The sequence below is a fragment of the bacterium SCSIO 12844 genome (assembly GCA_024397935.1).
Classification (GTDB): domain Bacteria; phylum Pseudomonadota; class Gammaproteobacteria; order Francisellales; family Francisellaceae; genus M0027.
Map to the genome: position 1 here is coordinate 2,196,445 of CP073743.1, position 19,068 is coordinate 2,215,512.

General features: G+C 35.1%; 11 protein-coding genes, 2 tRNA genes and 3 rRNA genes. 2 read left to right on the forward strand and 14 right to left on the reverse strand.

Annotated features, from left to right (window positions below):
* Positions 1-11: 11 nt before the first annotated feature.
* The 7 genes from KFE69_09825 to parC all read right to left on the reverse strand — a co-directional run bounded on the left by KFE69_09825 (position 12) and on the right by parC (position 8,802).
* Positions 12-1,316, reverse strand: a complete 1,305-nt coding sequence (locus tag KFE69_09825) for a transposase (protein ID UTW41803.1) — start codon at positions 1,314-1,316, stop codon at positions 12-14.
* Positions 1,317-1,556: 240 nt separating this feature from the next.
* Positions 1,557-1,671 (reverse strand): 5S ribosomal RNA (gene rrf, locus KFE69_09830).
* Between the two features lie 41 nt (positions 1,672-1,712).
* Positions 1,713-4,604: ribosomal RNA gene (locus KFE69_09835) — 23S ribosomal RNA — on the reverse strand.
* 51 nt (positions 4,605-4,655) lie between these two features.
* Positions 4,656-4,731: transfer RNA gene (locus KFE69_09840), tRNA-Ala, on the reverse strand.
* A 1-nt stretch (position 4,732) separates the two neighbouring features.
* Positions 4,733-4,809, reverse strand: a tRNA-Ile gene (locus KFE69_09845).
* Between the two features lie 66 nt (positions 4,810-4,875).
* Positions 4,876-6,418, reverse strand: a 16S ribosomal RNA gene (locus KFE69_09850).
* The 16S, 23S and 5S rRNA genes sit together here with 2 tRNA genes alongside, the layout of an rRNA operon.
* A 131-nt stretch (positions 6,419-6,549) precedes the next feature.
* A complete protein-coding gene (parC, locus tag KFE69_09855; protein UTW41804.1) occupies positions 6,550-8,802 on the reverse strand; it encodes a DNA topoisomerase IV subunit A in 2,253 nt (750 codons plus the stop codon).
* A gap of 161 nt (positions 8,803-8,963) precedes the next feature.
* Here parC and KFE69_09860 point away from each other — a divergent pair, with 161 nt between their 5' ends.
* The gene (locus KFE69_09860; protein UTW41805.1) at positions 8,964-9,542 is read left to right on the forward strand and encodes a thymidine kinase; all 579 of its coding nucleotides are present in this window, start codon (positions 8,964-8,966) and stop codon (positions 9,540-9,542) included.
* Here the strand turns inward: KFE69_09860 and KFE69_09865 are convergent.
* From KFE69_09865 to KFE69_09885, 5 genes are all read right to left on the reverse strand, one after another.
* Entirely contained in the window at positions 9,539-10,228 is a 690-nt protein-coding gene (locus KFE69_09865; GenBank protein UTW41806.1) for a DUF2076 domain-containing protein, read from the reverse strand. The genes KFE69_09860 and KFE69_09865 overlap by 4 nt on opposite strands.
* Positions 10,229-10,331: 103 nt before the next feature.
* The gene (locus KFE69_09870; GenBank protein UTW41807.1) at positions 10,332-11,636 is read right to left on the reverse strand and encodes a hypothetical protein; all 1,305 of its coding nucleotides are present in this window, start codon (positions 11,634-11,636) and stop codon (positions 10,332-10,334) included.
* Between the two features lie 175 nt (positions 11,637-11,811).
* The gene (locus KFE69_09875) at positions 11,812-12,087 is read right to left on the reverse strand and encodes a type II toxin-antitoxin system YafQ family toxin (protein UTW41808.1); all 276 of its coding nucleotides are present in this window, start codon (positions 12,085-12,087) and stop codon (positions 11,812-11,814) included.
* Entirely contained in the window at positions 12,080-12,307 is a 228-nt protein-coding gene (locus KFE69_09880; GenBank protein ID UTW41809.1) for a hypothetical protein, read from the reverse strand. The genes KFE69_09875 and KFE69_09880 overlap by 8 nt, the downstream gene beginning before the upstream one ends.
* Positions 12,308-12,510: 203 nt before the next feature.
* The gene (locus KFE69_09885; GenBank protein ID UTW41810.1) at positions 12,511-16,641 is read right to left on the reverse strand and encodes a hypothetical protein; all 4,131 of its coding nucleotides are present in this window, start codon (positions 16,639-16,641) and stop codon (positions 12,511-12,513) included.
* Between the two features lie 345 nt (positions 16,642-16,986).
* Between KFE69_09885 and KFE69_09890 the strand changes: the two genes are divergently transcribed.
* Positions 16,987-17,481, forward strand: a complete 495-nt coding sequence (locus KFE69_09890) for a hypothetical protein (protein ID UTW41811.1) — start codon at positions 16,987-16,989, stop codon at positions 17,479-17,481.
* 71 nt (positions 17,482-17,552) lie between these two features.
* Here KFE69_09890 and KFE69_09895 read toward each other — a convergent pair whose 3' ends face one another.
* Positions 17,553-18,005, reverse strand: coding sequence for a hypothetical protein (locus KFE69_09895; protein UTW41812.1), 453 nt, complete (start codon positions 18,003-18,005; stop codon positions 17,553-17,555).
* A gap of 21 nt (positions 18,006-18,026) precedes the next feature.
* Positions 18,027-19,067 carry a tRNA preQ1(34) S-adenosylmethionine ribosyltransferase-isomerase QueA gene (queA, locus tag KFE69_09900; GenBank protein UTW44051.1) on the reverse strand — a complete coding sequence of 347 codons (1,041 nt, stop codon included), beginning with the start codon at positions 19,065-19,067 and terminating at the stop codon, positions 18,027-18,029.
* Position 19,068: the final 1 nt, after the last annotated feature.

The window sequence follows — 19,068 nt, forward strand, 5'->3', positions numbered from 1 at the left end:
GCAAAATATAATTAACCAGTGTCGATGATCAATTGGGCTTTAACTTTTCCTGATAGGTGTAAATATAGCGCTTCCCAACTATTAATCTGTGCTATAAAAAAAGCACTTCTTATTCTGTCCCATAAACGACTTCTTGTCTCTAATTTTTTTAATGCCGACTTAAATAATGGACAGCATAGTTCTTGAATTTGATCTACCAAAAATGCCAATAGCATCAAAAAGCCAAATACTGTACATAAGTTGTTTGCTCCATGACCAAAATTGTGTTCAAAATTATACCCTTGATTTTTTAATGTATTAAATGTCTCATTTTCAATTTTCCAGCGTGCACGTGCTCCTGTCATTATTTTAAATACATTGTTTGAATTAAGATCAAGGTCTGTCACCCAAGTAAAATGCTGTACTTTACCTTTTTTATTTGTCTGTTTATAAGACAAAAAGTTAACCTTAATATCACTTCTAGTTTCATTTAATTCAGCTTGATTAACCCACTCAAATTCATGTTTAACACCCTCTAGTGACATCGACAAAAACTCGGATTTACTTGCTTTAACCCAGTCAAAAAGCCAGGTATGATCACTTGGTTTTACTCCTAGAATATAATGAATATTATGTTTGTTTAGGTCATCAATATGAGGGCCATTGGCATATAAGGCATCTTCAACAAAAATCATTGCTAAGTGCGGGTGTTCTTGGCGAAGACGTTTAATTAAACGTTTCGCTGCATTTCGCTCACAATCATTTTTCTTTGTTCCATCACTTTTAATAATTGGCTCAGGCGCTAATGGAATCACTTGCTTTATATCAGGATGTACAATCGAAGCACACAACATTTGATGATAATAAGTTTTTGTTCCATTACGGTGATGTTTTACACAGCAATTATCACAATGCACTTCATGTGATGAAAACATCCCTGTGCCGTCACTGGAAATCAAATAATAATCATTATAAAAACAATATTGCTCTAGAACTTTACCTCTTTGTAGATTGCTTAGTAATGCATTAAATGACTGACGTAATTGAAGATAATCAATTTCATCTAAACGTTCACGTAAATATGTATCACATGGCACTTTTTCAACTTTATATAATGAGCTAATATTATTTTTAACCAAACTGCCCTCTGATCGCATATCTTTATCAAATTTAAGTAATGAAGGATACTTCATTCCAAATACTGCCATGCCACACATCAAACAATCAACAAGTGAGTAAATGCTGGATGACTTCCTATCAGTAGCTTTTGCAAAGCTATTTCTTAATGTGTGTAATAAACCTGGTATAGATAGATGTTTTTTAAATTGATTGTTCATTGTAAAATAACTAGGTTACGAAAAATAAATATATGATCGGTCTAAAAGTCTTTATTTGCAACCCGTGTCATTAATAGCGGGAATTGCTGACATATAATAAAGATAAAAATCAAGATGAAACAAATTTAATCACATTATTAATATTACAATTTGTTTAATAATAAATGGTTTATATATAACTTAAATTAATAGACTTCAGAACTAAAAAAGCCCCAATGAAGGAGGCTTTTTGAATTAAATCCCCGGTAATGCCCTACTTTCACATGGCAACTGCCACACTATCATCGGCGCAAAGTGGTTTCACTTCTGAGTTCGGCATGGAATCAGGTGGTTCACACTCGCTATACTCACCGGGAAACTTTTTAGGTTTGACCCTTAACAATCTAGTCTACTGATATAACCAATTCACTCGAATCATTAGTACTGGTTAGCTTCATACATTGCTGCACTTACACACCCAGCCTATCAACGTCCTAGTCTCGAACGTTTCTTAAGGGAATAAATTCCCGGGATGTCTTATCTTGAGGGAGGCTTCCCGCTTAGATGCTTTCAGCGGTTATCCCTTCCGTACATAGCTACTGGGCAATGCATCTGGCGACACAACCCAAACACCAGAGGTACGTCCACTCCGGTCCTCTCGTACTAGGAGCAGATCCTCTCAAACATCCGACGCCCACGGCAGATAGGGACCGAACTGTCTCACGACGTTCTAAACCCAGCTCGCGTACCACTTTAAATGGCGAACAGCCATACCCTTGGGACCTGCTTCAGCCCCAGGATGTGATGAGCCGACATCGAGGTGCCAAACACCGCCGTCGATATGAACTCTTGGGCGGTATCAGCCTGTTATCCCCGGAGTACCTTTTATCCGTTGAGCGATGGCCCTTCCATACAGAACCACCGGATCACTAAGACCTACTTTCGTACCTGCTCGAGCCGTCACTCTCGCAGTCAAGCGCACTTATGCCTTTATACTCTTGGTATGATTTCCGACCATACCGAGTGCACCTTCGTACTCCTCCGTTACTCTTTAGGAGGAGACCGCCCCAGTCAAACTACCCACCATACACTGTCCTTGGTATTTCTACCTAAGTTAGAACTTCAACCATACCAGGGTGGTATTTCAAGGTTGGCTCCATATAAGCTAGCGCCTATACTTCTAAGCCTCCCACCTATCCTACACAGATAGGGTCAAAGTCCAGTGCAAAGCTGTAGTAAAGGTTCACGGGGTCTTTCCGTCTAACCGCGGGTACGCAGCATCTTCACTGCGATTTCAATTTCACTGAGTCTCAGGTGGAGACAGTGTGGCCATCGTTACGCCATTCGTGCAGGTCGGAACTTACCCGACAAGGAATTTCGCTACCTTAGGACCGTTATAGTTACGGCCGCCGTTTACTGGGGCTTCGATCCAGAGCTTCACTTACGTTAACCCCTTCAATTAACCTTCCAGCACCGGGCAGGCGTCACACCCTATACTTCCTCTTACGAGTTCGCAGAGTGCTGTGTTTTTAATAAACAGTCGCAGCCACCTGGTATTTGCAACCCACTTCTGCTTAGAGAGTAAATCTCATCACATAATGTGGGCACACCTTCTCCCGAAGTTACGGTGTCATTTTGCCTAGTTCCTTCACCTGAGTTATCTCATCGCCTTAGTATTCTCTACCTGTCTACCTGTGTCGGTTTACAGTACGGTTTCTTGTGCTATAAGTTTAGCTGCTTTTCCTGGAAGCCGAGCATCAATCACTTCGTAAAACCTAAGTTTTACTTCGTCTCGTATCTCGTCTATAACATAGCGGATTTGCCTACTATGCCAAACTACATACTTTCACCTGGATAACCATTCACCAGGATGATCTAGCTTTCTCCGTCACAACATCACTAACACAATAAGTACGGGAATATTAACCCGTTTCCCATCGGATTCGCCCTTCGGCTACTCCTTAGGGGCCGACTAACCCTACGTTGATCAACATTGCGTAGGAAACCTTAGACTTCCGGCCAATAAGAATCTCACTTATTTATCGTTACTCATGTCAGCATTCGCACTTCTGATACCTCCAGCATGCTTCTCAACACACCTTCATCGGCTTACAGAACGCTCCCCTACCCAGTACTTAAAGTACTGCCGCAGCTTCGGTTGTTTGCTTTAGCCCCGTTGAATCTTCCGCGCATGCCGACTCGACCAGTGAGCTATTACGCTTTCTTTAAAGGGTGGCTGCTTCTAAGCCAACCTCCTGGATGTCTCTGCCTTCACACTTCGTTTTCCACTTAGCAAACAATTGGGGACCTTAGCTGGCGGTCTGGGCTTTTTCCCTCTCCACGATGGACCTTAGCACCCACCGTGTGTCTCCTATAATTAAACTTCATCGTATTCTGAGTTTGCATCGGTTCAGTAAGATACGAATATCCCCCTAGCCGATACAGTGCTTTACCCCGATGAGTTACTTATAAGGCTCTACCTAAATAGATTTCGGGGAGAACCAGCTATCTCTGTGCTTGTTTAGCCTTTCACTCCTATCCACATCTCATCCCATAATTTTGCAACATTACCGGGTTCGGGCCTCCAGGTGGTGTTACCCAACCTTCACCCTGGACATGGATAGATCGCTACAGTTTCGGGTCTATTCCCAGCGACTTAGACGCCCTATTAAGACTCGGTTTCCCTTCGGCTTCACTATTCGCTTAACCTTGCCACTGAAAATAACTCGCTGACCCATTATACAAAAGGTACGCCGTCACATTTCTTAAAAATGCTCCGACTGCTTGTACGCAAACGGTTTCAGGTTCTATTTCACTCCCCTTAAAGGGGTTCTTTTCGCCTTTCCCTCACGGTACTGGTTCACTATCGGTCAATTGGTCATATTTAGCCTTGGAGGATGGGCCCCCCATCTTCAGTCAAAATTTCTCGTGTTCCGACCTACTTATTCGTATGCTTAGTTCCTAATCAATACTTTCGTGTACGGGACTATCACCCTCTATCGTTAAGCTTCCCAACTTATTCCACTAACATCAATTATAAATCATACAAGGCTAATCCCCGTTCGCTCGCCGCTACTAAGAGAATCTCGGTTGATTTCTTTTCCTACAGGTACTTAGATGTTTCAGTTCCCTGCGTTCGCTTTCCAATCAAAGATTAGAATATCCACCTTACAGTGGATGGGTTCCCCCATTCGGACATCAACGGATCAACGCTCTTTTGCCAACTCCCCGTTGCTTTTCGCAGACTTACACGTCCTTCTTCGCTTCCAATTGCCTAGGCATCCACCGTTTGCGCTTTTACCCTTGGCTATATCAGTAAACTAAATTGTTAAAGATCAATATTAAACTCTTGAAATAATTTGGTGGAGCCAAGGAGGATCGAACTCCTGACCTCCTGCGTGCAAAGCAGGCGCTCTCCCAGCTGAGCTATGGCCCCATGGTGGGTCTGAGTAGACTTGAACTACCGACCTCACCCTTATCAGGGGTGCGCTCTAACCAGCTGAGCTACAGACCCAAATTCTTCTTCAAGACATAACAGTTTCATATGTAAACACTTAACGTTCTTTTGTATTTTTACCTTTAAGGAGGTGATCCAGCCGCAGGTTCCCCTACGGCTACCTTGTTACGACTTCACCCCAGTCATGAATCACACCGTGGTGACCGTCCTCTAATAGTTAGACTAGCCACTTCTGGTGCAACCCACTCCCATGGTGTGACGGGCGGTGTGTACAAGACCCGGGAACGTATTCACCGCGACATGCTGATTCGCGATTACTAGCGATTCCGACTTCATGTTCTCGAGTTGCAGAGAACAATCCGGACTACGAACACCTTTGTGAGTTTCGCTCCAAGTCGCCTCTTCGCTTCCCTCTGTAATGCCCATTGTAGCACGTGTGTAGCCCTACCCGTAAGGGCCATGATGACTTGACGTCGTCCCCACCTTCCTCCGTGTTAACCACGGCAGTCTCTATAGAGTGCCCAACTCAATGATGGCAACTATAAATAAGGGTTGCGCTCGTTGCGGGACTTAACCCAACATCTCACGACACGAGCTGACGACAGCCATGCAGCACCTGTATCTGAATTCCCGAAGGCACCGATCTATCTCTAAATCGTTCTCAGTATGTCAAGGGTAGGTAAGGTTCTTCGCGTTGCATCGAATTAAACCACATGCTCCACCGCTTGTGCGGGTCCCCGTCAATTCCTTTGAGTTTTAGCCTTGCGGCCGTAATCCCCAGGCGGAGTACTTAGCGCGTTAGCTACGCCACAAGAACCTTAACACCGATTCCTACAGCTAGTACTCATCGTTTACAGCATGGACTACCAGGGTATCTAATCCTGTTCGCTAACCATGCTTTCGTCCCTCAGCGTCAGTATTCGGCCAGAAAGTTGCCTTCGCCATTGGTGTTCCTTCTGATATCTACGCATTTCACCGCTACACCAGAAATTCCCCTTTCCTCTCCTATACTCTAGATACACAGTTTCAAATGACATCCCAAGGTTGAGCCCTGGACTTTTACATCTGACTTATTTATCCGCCTACGGACCCTTTACGCCCAGTAAGTCCGATTAACGCTCGCACCCTCCGTATTACCGCGGCTGCTGGCACGGAGTTTGCCGGTGCTTCTTCTGAAAGTAACGTCACAGTATTTAACTCTTAATCTAATACCTTTCCTCCTTCCTGAAAGTGCTTTACAACCCTAAGGCCTTCTTCACACACGTGGCATTGCTGGATCAGGGTTGCCCCCATTGTCCAATATTCCCCACTGCTGCCTCCCGTAGGAGTCTGGGCCGTGTCTCAGTCCCAGTGTGGCTGATCTTCCTCTCAGAACAGCTATGGATCGCAGCCTTGGTGAGCCCTTACCTCACCAACTAGCTAATCCAACGCAGGCTCATCTCAAAGCGCCAGGCCCGAAGGTCCCCAGCTTTGGTTCGTAAACTTTATGCGGTATTAGCACGAGTTTCCCCGTGTTATCCCCAACTTTAAGACAGATTCCTACGCGTTACTCACCCGTCCGCCACTCGCCATCAATCTAGCAAGCTAGATCATGCTGCCGTGCGACTTGCATGTGTTAAGCATGCCACCAGCGTTCAATCTGAGCCAGGATCAAACTCTTCAGTTTGTATCTCTGTAATTCATTGACAAGAACGTAAGTGTCTACATATCAATCTATTTTTTAACCATCTTTGCCGCTGACCACTCTCAGGCGACAAGGGTGAATTCTACCGATTCTGTAGGCTTTGTCAACTAGTTTTAATCATTTTTATCACAAAAAATCTGGCTAATATTTTGAAAGCCTCTAGGTAATAGCTTTCCTCTTGCTGCTCTACGAGCCTTATATTCACTTATATCTTTATAATTCAAAAGTTTAAACCTTTTACCCACTTGAATTTTCAGCTGATCTTCTTCTCCAATAATAAATACCCACTCTAACAACTCACCTGTAACTGTCTGAGATGGTAGATTAATTAACTTATTACCCTTGCCTTTACTTAATACTGGTAATTCATTTAAAGAAAAACTTAACAGTCGCCCCTGGTTAGTAATGCAGACTAGTAATAGGTTATCCGTTAAACTTTTTCTCGTTACTGGCGCAACAACACCAAAATCATCAGGAACGGTTAGAACTTGTTTGCCTGATTTATTTTTAGTTAATATAGAGGATACTTCTGAAATAAAGCCATAACCTGCTTTGGATGCTAAAACAATAAAGCCTTCATTAGAGCTAACAGAGACATTTTGAATCACTGTATTTGTATCCATATTAAAACAGCCTGTAATTGGTTCTCCCTGACCTCTTGCAGACGGTAGGTCAGATGCACGAGTTGAAAATATCCGGCCTTGTTTATCTGCAAAAATAACTAACTCATTTGATTTGCCTTTGGCTGAAGCAAGATAGTCATCACCAGAACGATAATTCATTTCTTGTGGCTTAATATCATGACCTTTTGCTGCTCTAATCCACCCTAGTTTAGATAAAATTACTGTGACATTTTCAGCTGGCATTAACTCTGTTTCATCTAATGCTTTAGCTTCTTCTCTTAACCTAACAGCTGAACGCCTTTTATCTGCATATTTCTTTTTAATTAATTTCAGCTCATCTGCAATTAGTTGTGTCATCTTTTCTTGGTCATTTAGATGGCCTTCAAGATAATCCTTCTCTTTTAATAAATCATCTTTTTCAGCTTTTAATTTAAATTCTTCTAATTTAGCTAAATGCCGTAACTTGGTATCTAAAATACTATCAGCTTGTTTCTCTGTTATATTAAATCGCTCCATTAAACAGGCTTTAGGCTCATCTTCAGTACGAATAATTCTAATCACTTCATCTAAATTTAGATAAGCAATCAATAAACCATCTAATATATGTAAGCGTTCTAATACTTTATCAAGCCTACTTTCTAAACGTCGTGTAACACATTGCCTTCTAAAATCTAACCATTGTGTTAAGATTTCTTTTAATGACATTACTTTTGGCTTGCCATCTAGTGCAATCATATTCAAATTCAATCTTACATTACGCTCAAGGTCAGTTGTTGCATAAAGATGAGACATCAAACGATTAACATTAACTCGATTGGAGCGCATTGCTAATACCAATCGAATTGGATTTTCATGATCAGACTCATCTCTAACGTTCGTTAGCCAAGGCATTTTTTTAGATTGAATTTGTGACGCAATTTGTTCAATAAGTTTTGAAGTTGATACTTGGTGTGGTAAAGCTGTAATGATAACTTCATCATCATCGATTTCATAAATGGCACGCAACTTAATACTACCATTTCCAGTCTGATAAGCTTTTAAACGTTCTTTCTCAGGGGTAACAATTTCTGCACCTCCAGGAAAATCAGGCCCCGGTATTATTTTAAATAGTGATTCATCTGTAACATTGGGATGTTTTAATAATTTTAAGCACCCTTCTATTACTTCCGTCATATTATGTGGTGGAATATCTGTTGCCATACCAACGGCAATTCCCATACCTCCATTTAATAATATATTTGGTACTTGTGCTGGTAATACTAATGGCTCTTTTAGCGTACCATCAAAATTATCTCCCCAGTCAACTGTACCAAATTTTAATTCTGACAAAAGTAAAGCTGCATAAGGGGAAAGTCTTGCTTCTGTGTAGCGCATTGCTGCAAATGATTTTGGATCATCAATTGATCCCCAATTCCCTTGACCATCAACCAATGGATAACGATAAGAAAAATCTTGTGCCATTAATACCATCGCCTCATAACAAGCGCTATCACCATGCGGGTGATATTTACCTAGCACATCACCTACAGTTCTTGCTGACTTTTTATGTTTGCTAATCGCTGATAGGCCTAATTCACTCATTGCATAAATAATACGCCTTTGAACTGGCTTTAAACCGTCACTAACTGATGGTAACGCACGATCTAAAATAACGTACATTGAATAATCAAGGTAAGCTTGGCGAACAAAATCTTTAATTGGCTTGACTTCAATACCATCAAATACTAATTGAGATTGCTCCATAAATATTTATTCCAATTTATTTTAATTTAATTATTTAGATACTTTTGACCAACCAAAAGTAAAGCTTTACAAACTCAACGTCAATCAAATTGTGCTTTTTAATAAAATCGCTACAATATGCTTATTATCTAAATAATCCAATGATGATCAAAGGTAAGATCATGGCTAAACTTTATTTTTATTATTCCAGCATGAATGCTGGTAAAAGTACAACCCTTTTACAATCCGACTATAACTATAAAGAACGCGGTATGAATACCCTATTATTAACCCCTGAACTTGATCATCGAGCAGGCCAAAATATAATTGCCTCTCGAATTGGTCTTGAAGCTAGTGCCATCGGATTTAATGCTAAAACCAATTTACTTGAAGTAACACAACTACATCATCATAAAAATACTATTCACTGTGTTTTAGTTGATGAAGCACAGTTTTTAAAAAAAGATCAAGTCTATCAATTAACAGAAATTGTTGATCAGTTAGATATTCCAGTACTCACCTATGGTATACGTAATGACTTTCAAGCTGAGCCTTTTGAAGGAAGCCTATATTTATTAGCATGGGCTGATAATCTTATTGAGATTAAAACCATTTGTCACTGTGGTAAAAAAGCAACTCATGTACTTCGCCATAATGATAAAGGTGAAGTAATTGATGATGGCAGTCAAATTCAAATTGGTGGTAATAGTAGTTATACTGCCGTGTGCAGAAAGCATTTTAAATCAAAGAATCTTAACTAAAATAAATCACCCCCACCAAAGTCACCACCATCGCCAAAGTCTCCAAACCCACCACCTAAATCACCTTGATTGAGAAAATCATCACCACCTGCGCCAAAGCCATCAGCAAGGCTTTGTGGGTCGTTAATAAACTCTTGAGATTGATTCATCATATCAGGTGCCATACCAGAAGCCATATCAGTTGCATTAGTAACCGCTTCATTACCGCCTGAAAATAAACTACTTACCCCTTCAAAAAGTGCCATACCACCAGCAACACCTACAGCTGTTGTAGCCGCTGACCTTAAAAAGCTTGAACCACCACCATAATGCATTTGTGGTTGTTGATAAGCACCTTGATTAAAGTTATTTTGATAACCCATTTGATTTGGCTGGTTTTGAAAATTTCTATAATTTTGGTTTTGACCACCACCAAATAAATTACTAAAAAAGCCACGTTTAGGCTGTTGGACTTGCATTTGTAAGGCTTGAACTTGTTGTTGTAATACTTGAATTTGATTTTGTGCATTTTGCAATGCATGCTCTTGCAGTAAAACTGCTTGTGTTAATTGATAAACTGCATTTGGTGCGCTTTCAATCTCACCTTTAATAATAACTTCTACCTCTGGGTCTTTTTGCAACTGGCTATTACCTTGATGTAACCGTTGTGCCAAATTAGTAATTAGTTGTTTATCCTGTTGATTCATTACGCATTACTCCAATGATATTTTAATTAATAATTTTTATATTATTTAGATTAATATGGCGTTTAATTTTGCTGTTTTCAAGCACTAAAATACAAATGATTTACTACATTGCTTGATCAAGTTCTTTAATGACTTCTTTACTGGCTTGTGTTAATGAATAACGGCTAGTTGAAAAATAACTAAAAAACGGCAAATTAACCGTAACAGTATGAGAAAAGTTCGTTAGTTCTAAAGCAATTTTTTGATTTGGAATCCAAGGATAAATCGCTTCAGCAATTTTAAAATGCAAGTTATCATTAATTAAATCTTGAAAAGCATGCTCTGCAGCTAATATACTTTTTTTATATTCACCTTCAAAACCTTCTTCTTTCTCTATAGTTAAGCAATTAACGACAGTTGCTATCATATGATCACGATACTGTATAATTTCACTATCTATACTGGTTTGCTTTTGACTTATCAATGCAGTTACAGGCTCTAACATTTCAATAAATTTAGCTATTTTATCAAAAACATCACTTCTCTCTGCTTTAGTTAATTTCGATAAAAACTCAAATGCCTTTTCTGGACTAGAGGCATAATTTAATATTATTTCACAATTTAATTGCTCATGAAGTATTTCACAAATTGGCAATACATCAGGTATATCTTTAAAATTATCAGCGTCAACTGAATAATTTACTAGCGATGCTCTAATTTTGTGATATTGATCAAATACATTTTCAAAAATAAATGATTCTTTTAAAAACGCTATTAAAACAGCATTATTTGCTGCAAAAAGTTTTTGAAAATTGACTTCTGAATGTTGAAGTTTTTTATTTAACAAATAGTCTAATGTAATTTTAATTAACCTTTCTCGATAACTGATGATTTCAGAATTCTTTATCGCTGGATACAAATCAAATAAGAGCATAGCTGGCTCTAACCTTTTAAATAGTGCTGCAATTTTTCTGTAATGCTCATCCGCTTTTACTCTATCTGCTTTTGCTAAAGACAGCATATAAGTTTTGGTTTCATCAACCTTTGATGCATATTTCTCGATCAGACCATCATCTAAAATTTCTAATAGTGATCCTTGAAATGGGGCAAGCTTTGGAATTTCAGCCATATATTTACCTTCTGGTGCCCACTGAGAAACTGAGTGTCTTAGTTTATGATAGTATGGATATATATCATCAAATAAATGTTCATTTTTTAAATATTCAACCAAACCATCATTAATCTCAGGGATGACCGTTGAGAAATATTTTTCACTATAAGGCTCAATTTCAGGATGTTTATCTGAAATCTGTTTGGCAATTTCCTTATATATATCCAAAAATATCTCATTAACTTCATCATCATTATTAACTTCAGTATTCAATAAAAAGGTGATGATTTTTTGTTTTTTCTCTATAGATAACGGCATAATGATAAAACTCCATCTCTATCAAACTTACCCTTTATTTTATCAAAGATATTATTATTAGTTTTAAGAGAATTGTTACAGGTTAATCACTGCATATTTTGCGGTGATTAGAAGTGATATTCGCCGCATAAGTTAATTAAACCACTGTTATAAAACGAATTTTTTATTATAATATTTACATATTTAGAAGATTAGAATAATTACCTATATCAATTAATATAATACTCTCACCTTCTATTTTAACATAAAGCAATAAATCATCTGGTTTTAAATGTAATTCTCTTATTCCTTTAAAATTACCTTTTAATTCATGATCTTTATACTTTTTTGGGATAGGTAATTCATTAACTAATAATCTAACAACCTTTTCTAATTCTATTAATACAGGTTTATTTGAACGATATTTTTTAAGCGATTTAATAAATTGCTTTTTTCTTATAACATCAAGCATTATCAATCATTTCATTTAATTCCTTTAAAAAATCTTCTGCTGAAGAATGCACATCACCATCTGTTTCCTTGAGTGCTTTTTCCAATGCTGAAAGTCTTTTATTATAAGCACTAGTTAATAATATTCTTGTATAAGAGCTAATTGATAAGCCAGCTTTTTTGGCACTTTTTTTTAAATTTGATGCAAGCTTATCATCAAGCATAACTTGTATCTTTTGCATATTAATCACCATGATTCAAAATTAATCATATATGATTTATAACAAGAACCATCAATACTTGAAAGTTTTATGCCGTTTAAAAGATTAATCACCGTATATTTTGCAGTAATTAGAGATGATATTCGCCACATAAGTTAATTAATCTATTGTTATAGAATGCTATTTTATAACATATTACGTCAAGTTAAAAATTTTATTACTCATTATGCTGGATTAGGGCTAGGTATCGTAGTAGCTCCAACTTCTATTGATGAAAACGGTAATGGCACACTAATATTAATATCAGCTCCTTGGAAAGGAAGATTACTTCCTCGTTGGTAAAGCATTAACGGCGTACGCTCGCTCTCATATAATTGCTTTATTTTTAAGTGAATATCATTACCATAATTTAAGCTTAATTGTATTATACCATCCACATTAGTAAATGAAATTGGAACTGGCTTCCCATACTCACCAATTTCCCTTAAATCACTAGAGTTAACTTCCTTAATTTTTTCAAATAAAGCATTATATAAACTATTATTAGTATCATCCTTAACTTGAGATATCTTTTTAAGAAAATTATTTAATTGCTCTATCCTATATGTCGATTTTGATGTTGGATTTACAGTGTATGATATTTTACCATCATTCCCAGTATTAACACTAATTTCTATCTTAAACTCTTTTAATAACTCTTTTAGCATAGTATGATCAACCTTTTTCTCAGTAACACACTGCAATGTCGCACGAGTAAGAATTTGATTAACTATATCTGCTTCTTGATACTCTAATGCCTTTTTATAATAGTAATTTTTAAGGCCTACTTTTAGTTGATCAATATTAAACTGGCCGAAAAGATCTGGAGCCAATTGAATTTTTAACCTACCTTCAGATAAATACTGTGGTTTAAATATCTTTGTAAATTCCTCTTGAAATATATCTAGCATCTGATGATGCACATCAAAATCTTTAAGATCATAAAATGAATATTGATTATCAAATAATAACAACCAGTTATTTATTAGATTAACACGATCGCTTAAAGTTAAAGATCCAGGCCAATTGGACTTTAAATCACTATTTGATTCAATCAAAAATAATTGCATGTCGCCTAAAAGCGGTAGTTTTTTAGATATTAGAGAATAAAAATAATTCTTACTTTCCTTACCAATACTATTTAAACAATTGATCACCTTATTTATAACTTCATAAAGATCTTCACATAGTTTATGATTAATTTGACTTAATTCTTCTTTTAAGCCTTGGTTGATTTCATTCTTATCATCTATAAGAATACTTAACCATACCAAATCATTGACTTCTAAAGAATCAATTTCATTAATTTTGTGAGGATTTTTCATAGCTATACAAAAATTCAGTAAAGTAGGGAGAGCTCTAGCTTTCTGCATTACATCTATAGTTTCATATATGTTTTTCGTACTTAAATCTCCATTTTGGTATTTTTCCATAACATTTCTATAATCTAATGAATAATTACCACACATAATTTTATTAATATCTGATTTGTAAGGATCATTCAACGATTGCAATTGCTCTTTAGTAATCACCTTACCAAAGAACTCTTTTAGAAATTTATAATTTGCAGGAAGTAAATTTTGATTTTCTTCTAGCTCATCTTGCTTTTGTTTGCCTCTATTATAAATTTCCTCTTTTAAGAAATTAATAATATATTTATTGTTTTGTTTACTCTGGGGATTATTAAATTTATTGAATATTTTCCATAATTCGTCAATATTTTTAACCTTATTAATATTTTTTTGTACCCAAACTAATCTATTAACCTCTTTATTTTGTTCGTTATAATTAGTCATAAATTTTTCAGCATCATAACTAACGCTACCACTCTGAGGTAGTGCTATATTTTCTGTTAAGGATGGACTTGCTGTAGTTGTAGTTGTAGTTGTAGTTGTAGTTGGATCAAGATGAGTTTTAAAATCAGCATATGTTGATACTTTTTGACCTTTTATCTCACATCGTTTTGTATACTCTGTATCAACTGAAGAATTGAGTGAGCTATCATTTGAAGCAGAAATACTACCCTCATTACCTCCTAAAGTAACTTGATGGCTTCTACGTCTAAGGGTTAGAAATTTAGCTCTTTTTGACTTATGGCTATCATTTGGTGTCTCTTTTGGTTTTTGTTCCAGAGTTTTTGGCTTTTCATCTGCAAAAGTACTATTATTTAAACAATCATCATGGGCTATTATTTTATTTAAAAAATTACAGCTTCTAAATTTAGCGTTTATGTTATAATTCTGATTTTCAGCTCCAAATTCACAATTAGAAAATGTACAGTTTTCAAATGCCACATTTTCCATATTAGAAGAGAATTTGACATTTTTGAACGTACAGTTTTTAATAATATTTTTTTGAAAACCACAAGATTCAAAATCAACATTACTAAAATTATAATTGCTTAACTGATTTGGTAAAATTACACTTTTAAAACCTATATTAGTGAAATTATAATTTTTATTTAATCGTCTATCTTCTATATTCTTTATATATTCTCTAATTTCATTTAAGCAATTATCCCTATTTAAAATAGGATAAAATGGAAATATATTATTCCAGCAATTTAATGCGGCTACATTAGTAGAGGAACTATTCTCAGCCTCATTTAATGGAAATGCATTATTAAATTCAGCCAATTTATCCTGAATAGATAACTCATTTAAAATACTACTATTAGATAAAGGAACTCTAAGGTTATTATCATCTATCAAATAATTTAAATGCGCAGCTCTTAAATCAAAGTCATTTAAATCAAACTCTATACCCTCAGGTAGCGATACTTTAGCCCCAGCATTAACAAGCAACCAATGAACTAAATTAACTACTTCACTTTTTACCTGATTTATTTTATTCAGTTTGTCATCTAATGAGTTTAAATCAATATCATCAGAAGCTATTTTCATTGCTAAAAGCTGCCCTTTATATTCAGTAAAAATAGTACTTTCAATATCAATTTCTATAATATCATTTATGATATTATTAGTAATATCTATTTGTTGTCTGATATTTTTAAATATTTCTCCATGAATAAGTTTCTTAGCTTCATCTAAATCAACTAATTGACTAGTAATAGATTGAATTTTAATCTCTATTTCGTTTGTAACATCACTAATATACCCTAGGGAGTTTTGTGAAAAAGCCAATAGCTTATTAGATTCTTTTTGAAAACTAGAAATTTCCTTTGTAGTTCTATTAATTTTACCCACACTTTCCTTTATTTTGCCTTCATTCTTTAATAAAGTCACAGCTCTTTGTATTAACGGATCAGTTTTTAATGACTTAATTGCCATTTTTAATTGATTAACTTTTAACTCTTGGGTAATTATTTCTCGTTGATTATTATTTTTATCTTGATATCGTTTTTTTTGATTTTCAATTTCATTACTAGTGGTCTTAATTTCTTTAACTTTAGATAATAATTTAGTGTTAATCACAACACTTTTTAAATCATTAAATGTAAAAAATTCTGACAATTTACCTTTATTTTTAGCTTTTTTATTAGCTTTCGCATATAACTCTTCAAAATCACTTGAGTTAATATTTAAAGATTCAAGACTTTTTAATAACTTGGACTCACTATCTGATTTTCTGCCTTTATTTTTTTGTATATCATGCCAAGTACCTAATAGTTCATAGACCATTCTTTCATCAGAATAATCATCTAAATAATTAAAGCTTATAAATCCATCAAACTTTTGATATGCTTGATCACTTCCTTTTTTTCCTAAGTTAGAATATTCTTTTTTAGCATCTAAAACTAGCCCAACCAACTTATCCCATTTAGCGTACTGTTTGTAATGTTGATTTTTTAATGAATCTAAATTAGCTTGTTCAGTTTTTAATTCTTCGTTTTTCTCTATATACTCACTAACTTTCTCTATAATAGTTTCAATATTTTTTAATTCATCATTACTTTCTAAAATACCTGCAAGACTATTTTTTAATTTCTTTAATTTATTAAAGTCTGTTTCTAATAAATTAATTGTTTCATTACTATCAGAACCATCAACTCTTTGATTAATTAAGTCTGTCAAATATACTTTACTCGATTCAAGAGTATCCTTTAACTCTGCTATTTGTGAAATAATTTTTTTTTCCTTATCTGCTATTTCACTTCCCTTATATTTTAAAATTATTTTTTTCTGATCTTCTTTAGCTTCTTCATCATTACTTAGCATTGATAAGCGTTCAAAATCACCTCTAAGTTCATTTTTTTCTTCTTCTAGTTTTTCCTTTTGTTGTTCTAATTCATTCAAACGAACTAATTCATCTTGCTGTAATATACCCAACTCTACTAAAAGTGCATTTAATGGCATAACAATCTCCCCTATCTTTCATTTTTCAAGCAATAATTTAGCATTACACAATTGCAACGCAATGCGCAATAAAAAATGAAGCTTTGCGTAACATTTGATTATTTATGAAGCAATTCTAATTAACTAGACGTAAAATTTAACACATTGATTTAAAATAATTAATTTTCTAGTTTAATTTAAAACTATGATTGAAACAAAAGTTAAGGATTTTTTAAATACTTTTACTGTTAATAATAAATTTCACGTTTTAAGCAAACAAATTAAAAATAAAATCAGTCATAATACTTGCAATATTAAACGCACTGCGTTATATTATACATAAGATAACTTAGGGTTGCAGACACAATGGTTATAACAATAATAAAAAATAAAACAATACTTAAATTTTTATCGAGTCTAAGTCTATTAATACCAGCAATTAATTATGCAAGTGATGTTAATAACTATAAGCTCTACAGTATATTTAGTCTAACAGAAACGACAGATATCCTTCCTGCAAAAGTACTTGATGTTGGACTTGGTAATATCAGTATTCAACATTGTGGCCAAGTTCTAAAAAATCATGGTACAGGTATTTTCTATGGGCCATGCCCTAAGCTTATTGATAATACCCTGTTTGATGTTTACTTTACAAAAACAAGTATAAGTTGTCATATTACCATTGATAATTATAATGCTACTATTGAACAAATTAACTGTGATAATGAAACCGTTACCTCATATACAATTTATAATAAAAAAACATCATTACCCAATCATCAAAATATTGTTTTTTTATGTCAGCAAATCAATGGTCAATCTAATGCATGTCCTTGGGTTACCGAAAAAAGCAATTCATAATTCATAATTAACTGTATTATCAATATATTTTAACCCAAGACGCGATGAATCGCGTCTCTACAGGGTTTTTATTATTTATGACTCAATAACTCATTATTTTGTTTAATTAAAACTTTGATATTTGCATTTAGTAATGCAATTTCATCCATAATCTGATTTTGCTGCTGTAATAATAAATTACGCTGTTGTGCTGATTTAATCTGTAAATACATAATTGCAATTTCACTATCAGGCATAGAAGATACTTTGGATGTTACTTTTTTAAATAATTGATTAACATCATGATTAAAATCATTCACCTGTTTAACAAATAAATCACTTGGCTTCTCTAATAATTGACTAACTGGCTTTACTTGAACCTTCGGTGCAACATTTACAGGTTCAGTTGAAGCCATTTGCTCATTTAAGCTTGATTGACTTTCACCGGATAACAAAACTTTTGGTTGTGGCGGTTGATCTAGCGCCCAAAGCGTTGATGTTACTAAAGTAAATAAGCAAAATAATGCTATAAATAATCGCTTCATTTAAGACAAACTATCCCTATTTTATAAAATAAGCATAGCATCACCATAACTGAAAAACCGGTATCGCTCAAGGACTGCATGTGCATAAGCGCGCTTTATTCGATCAGTACCAGCAAATGCACTGACTAACATAATTAAGGTTGATTTTGGTAAGTGAAAGTTAGTAATCATTTGGTCAACAACATGAAACTTTTTCCCTGGATATAAAAAGATATCGCTCTCACCCATAAAAGGTTTAATCTCACCTGATATTGCTGCTGTCTCTAATGAGCGTACTGTTGTTGTTCCTACAGCAATTATTTTATTGCCACGCGCTTTAGTTTCCCTAATTTTTTGACAAACATCTTCTGATACTTCAATTACTTCACTATGCATTTTGTGAGATGAAATGTCATCAACTTTAACTGGTTGGAAAGTACCAGAGCCAACATGTAATGTGATATAGGCTGTATTAACACCTTTTGTTTGTAATATATCTAACAGCTCATCTGTAAAATGAAGCCCTGCAGTCGGCGCAGCAACAGAACCTAATGGTTGACTATAAACTGTTTGATAACGCTCTTGATCAAGCTTTTGGTCTTCACGTTGCATATAGGGTGGTAATGGCATATGACCAAATAAATCCATCACTTGCCAAATTGTTTGAATTTTATCTGTCGGTATTAATTTTAATTTAAATAAAGTACCAGAAGTATGGCCTAACATCTGAAACTTTGTATCCTTATCCAAAAATATAAACTCACCAACTTTTGGCTTTCGTGATACACGAAGATGTGAAGAAATTGTCAAATCATCTATTATACGCTCAATCAATAATTCAACTTTACCACCTGTTTGTTTATGAGCAAATATTCTAGCTGGCATCACTTTTGAATTATTAAAAATAAGTAAATCACCTGAGTTAATCAATGAAGGCAAATCAAAGAAATGTTGATCATTAATTTCATTAGATTGATTCGTATTTCGATCTAAAACTAATAATCGACTGTGATCACGCTTATCTGTTGGATACTGCGCAATTAACTCACTCGGTAGTTGATAATTAAAATCATCTGTTTTTATC

Excerpts from the sequence above, each read along its gene's own strand:
- KFE69_09860 (UTW41805.1), top strand. The coding sequence starts at position 8,964 with ATGGCTAAACTTTATTTTTATTATTCCAGCATGAATGCTGGTAAAAGT.
- KFE69_09880 (UTW41809.1), bottom strand. The coding sequence starts at position 12,307 with ATGCAAAAGATACAAGTTATGCTTGATGATAAGCTTGCATCAAATTTA.
- KFE69_09875 (UTW41808.1), bottom strand. The coding sequence starts at position 12,087 with ATGCTTGATGTTATAAGAAAAAAGCAATTTATTAAATCGCTTAAAAAA.
- parC (UTW41804.1), bottom strand. The coding sequence starts at position 8,802 with ATGGAGCAATCTCAATTAGTATTTGATGGTATTGAAGTCAAGCCAATT.
- KFE69_09895 (UTW41812.1), bottom strand. The coding sequence starts at position 18,005 with ATGAAGCGATTATTTATAGCATTATTTTGCTTATTTACTTTAGTAACA.
- KFE69_09865 (UTW41806.1), bottom strand. The coding sequence starts at position 10,228 with ATGAATCAACAGGATAAACAACTAATTACTAATTTGGCACAACGGTTA.
- KFE69_09870 (UTW41807.1), bottom strand. The coding sequence starts at position 11,636 with ATGCCGTTATCTATAGAGAAAAAACAAAAAATCATCACCTTTTTATTG.
- KFE69_09825 (UTW41803.1), bottom strand. The coding sequence starts at position 1,316 with ATGAACAATCAATTTAAAAAACATCTATCTATACCAGGTTTATTACAC.
- KFE69_09890 (UTW41811.1), top strand. The coding sequence starts at position 16,987 with ATGGTTATAACAATAATAAAAAATAAAACAATACTTAAATTTTTATCG.
- KFE69_09885 (UTW41810.1), bottom strand. The coding sequence starts at position 16,641 with ATGCCATTAAATGCACTTTTAGTAGAGTTGGGTATATTACAGCAAGAT.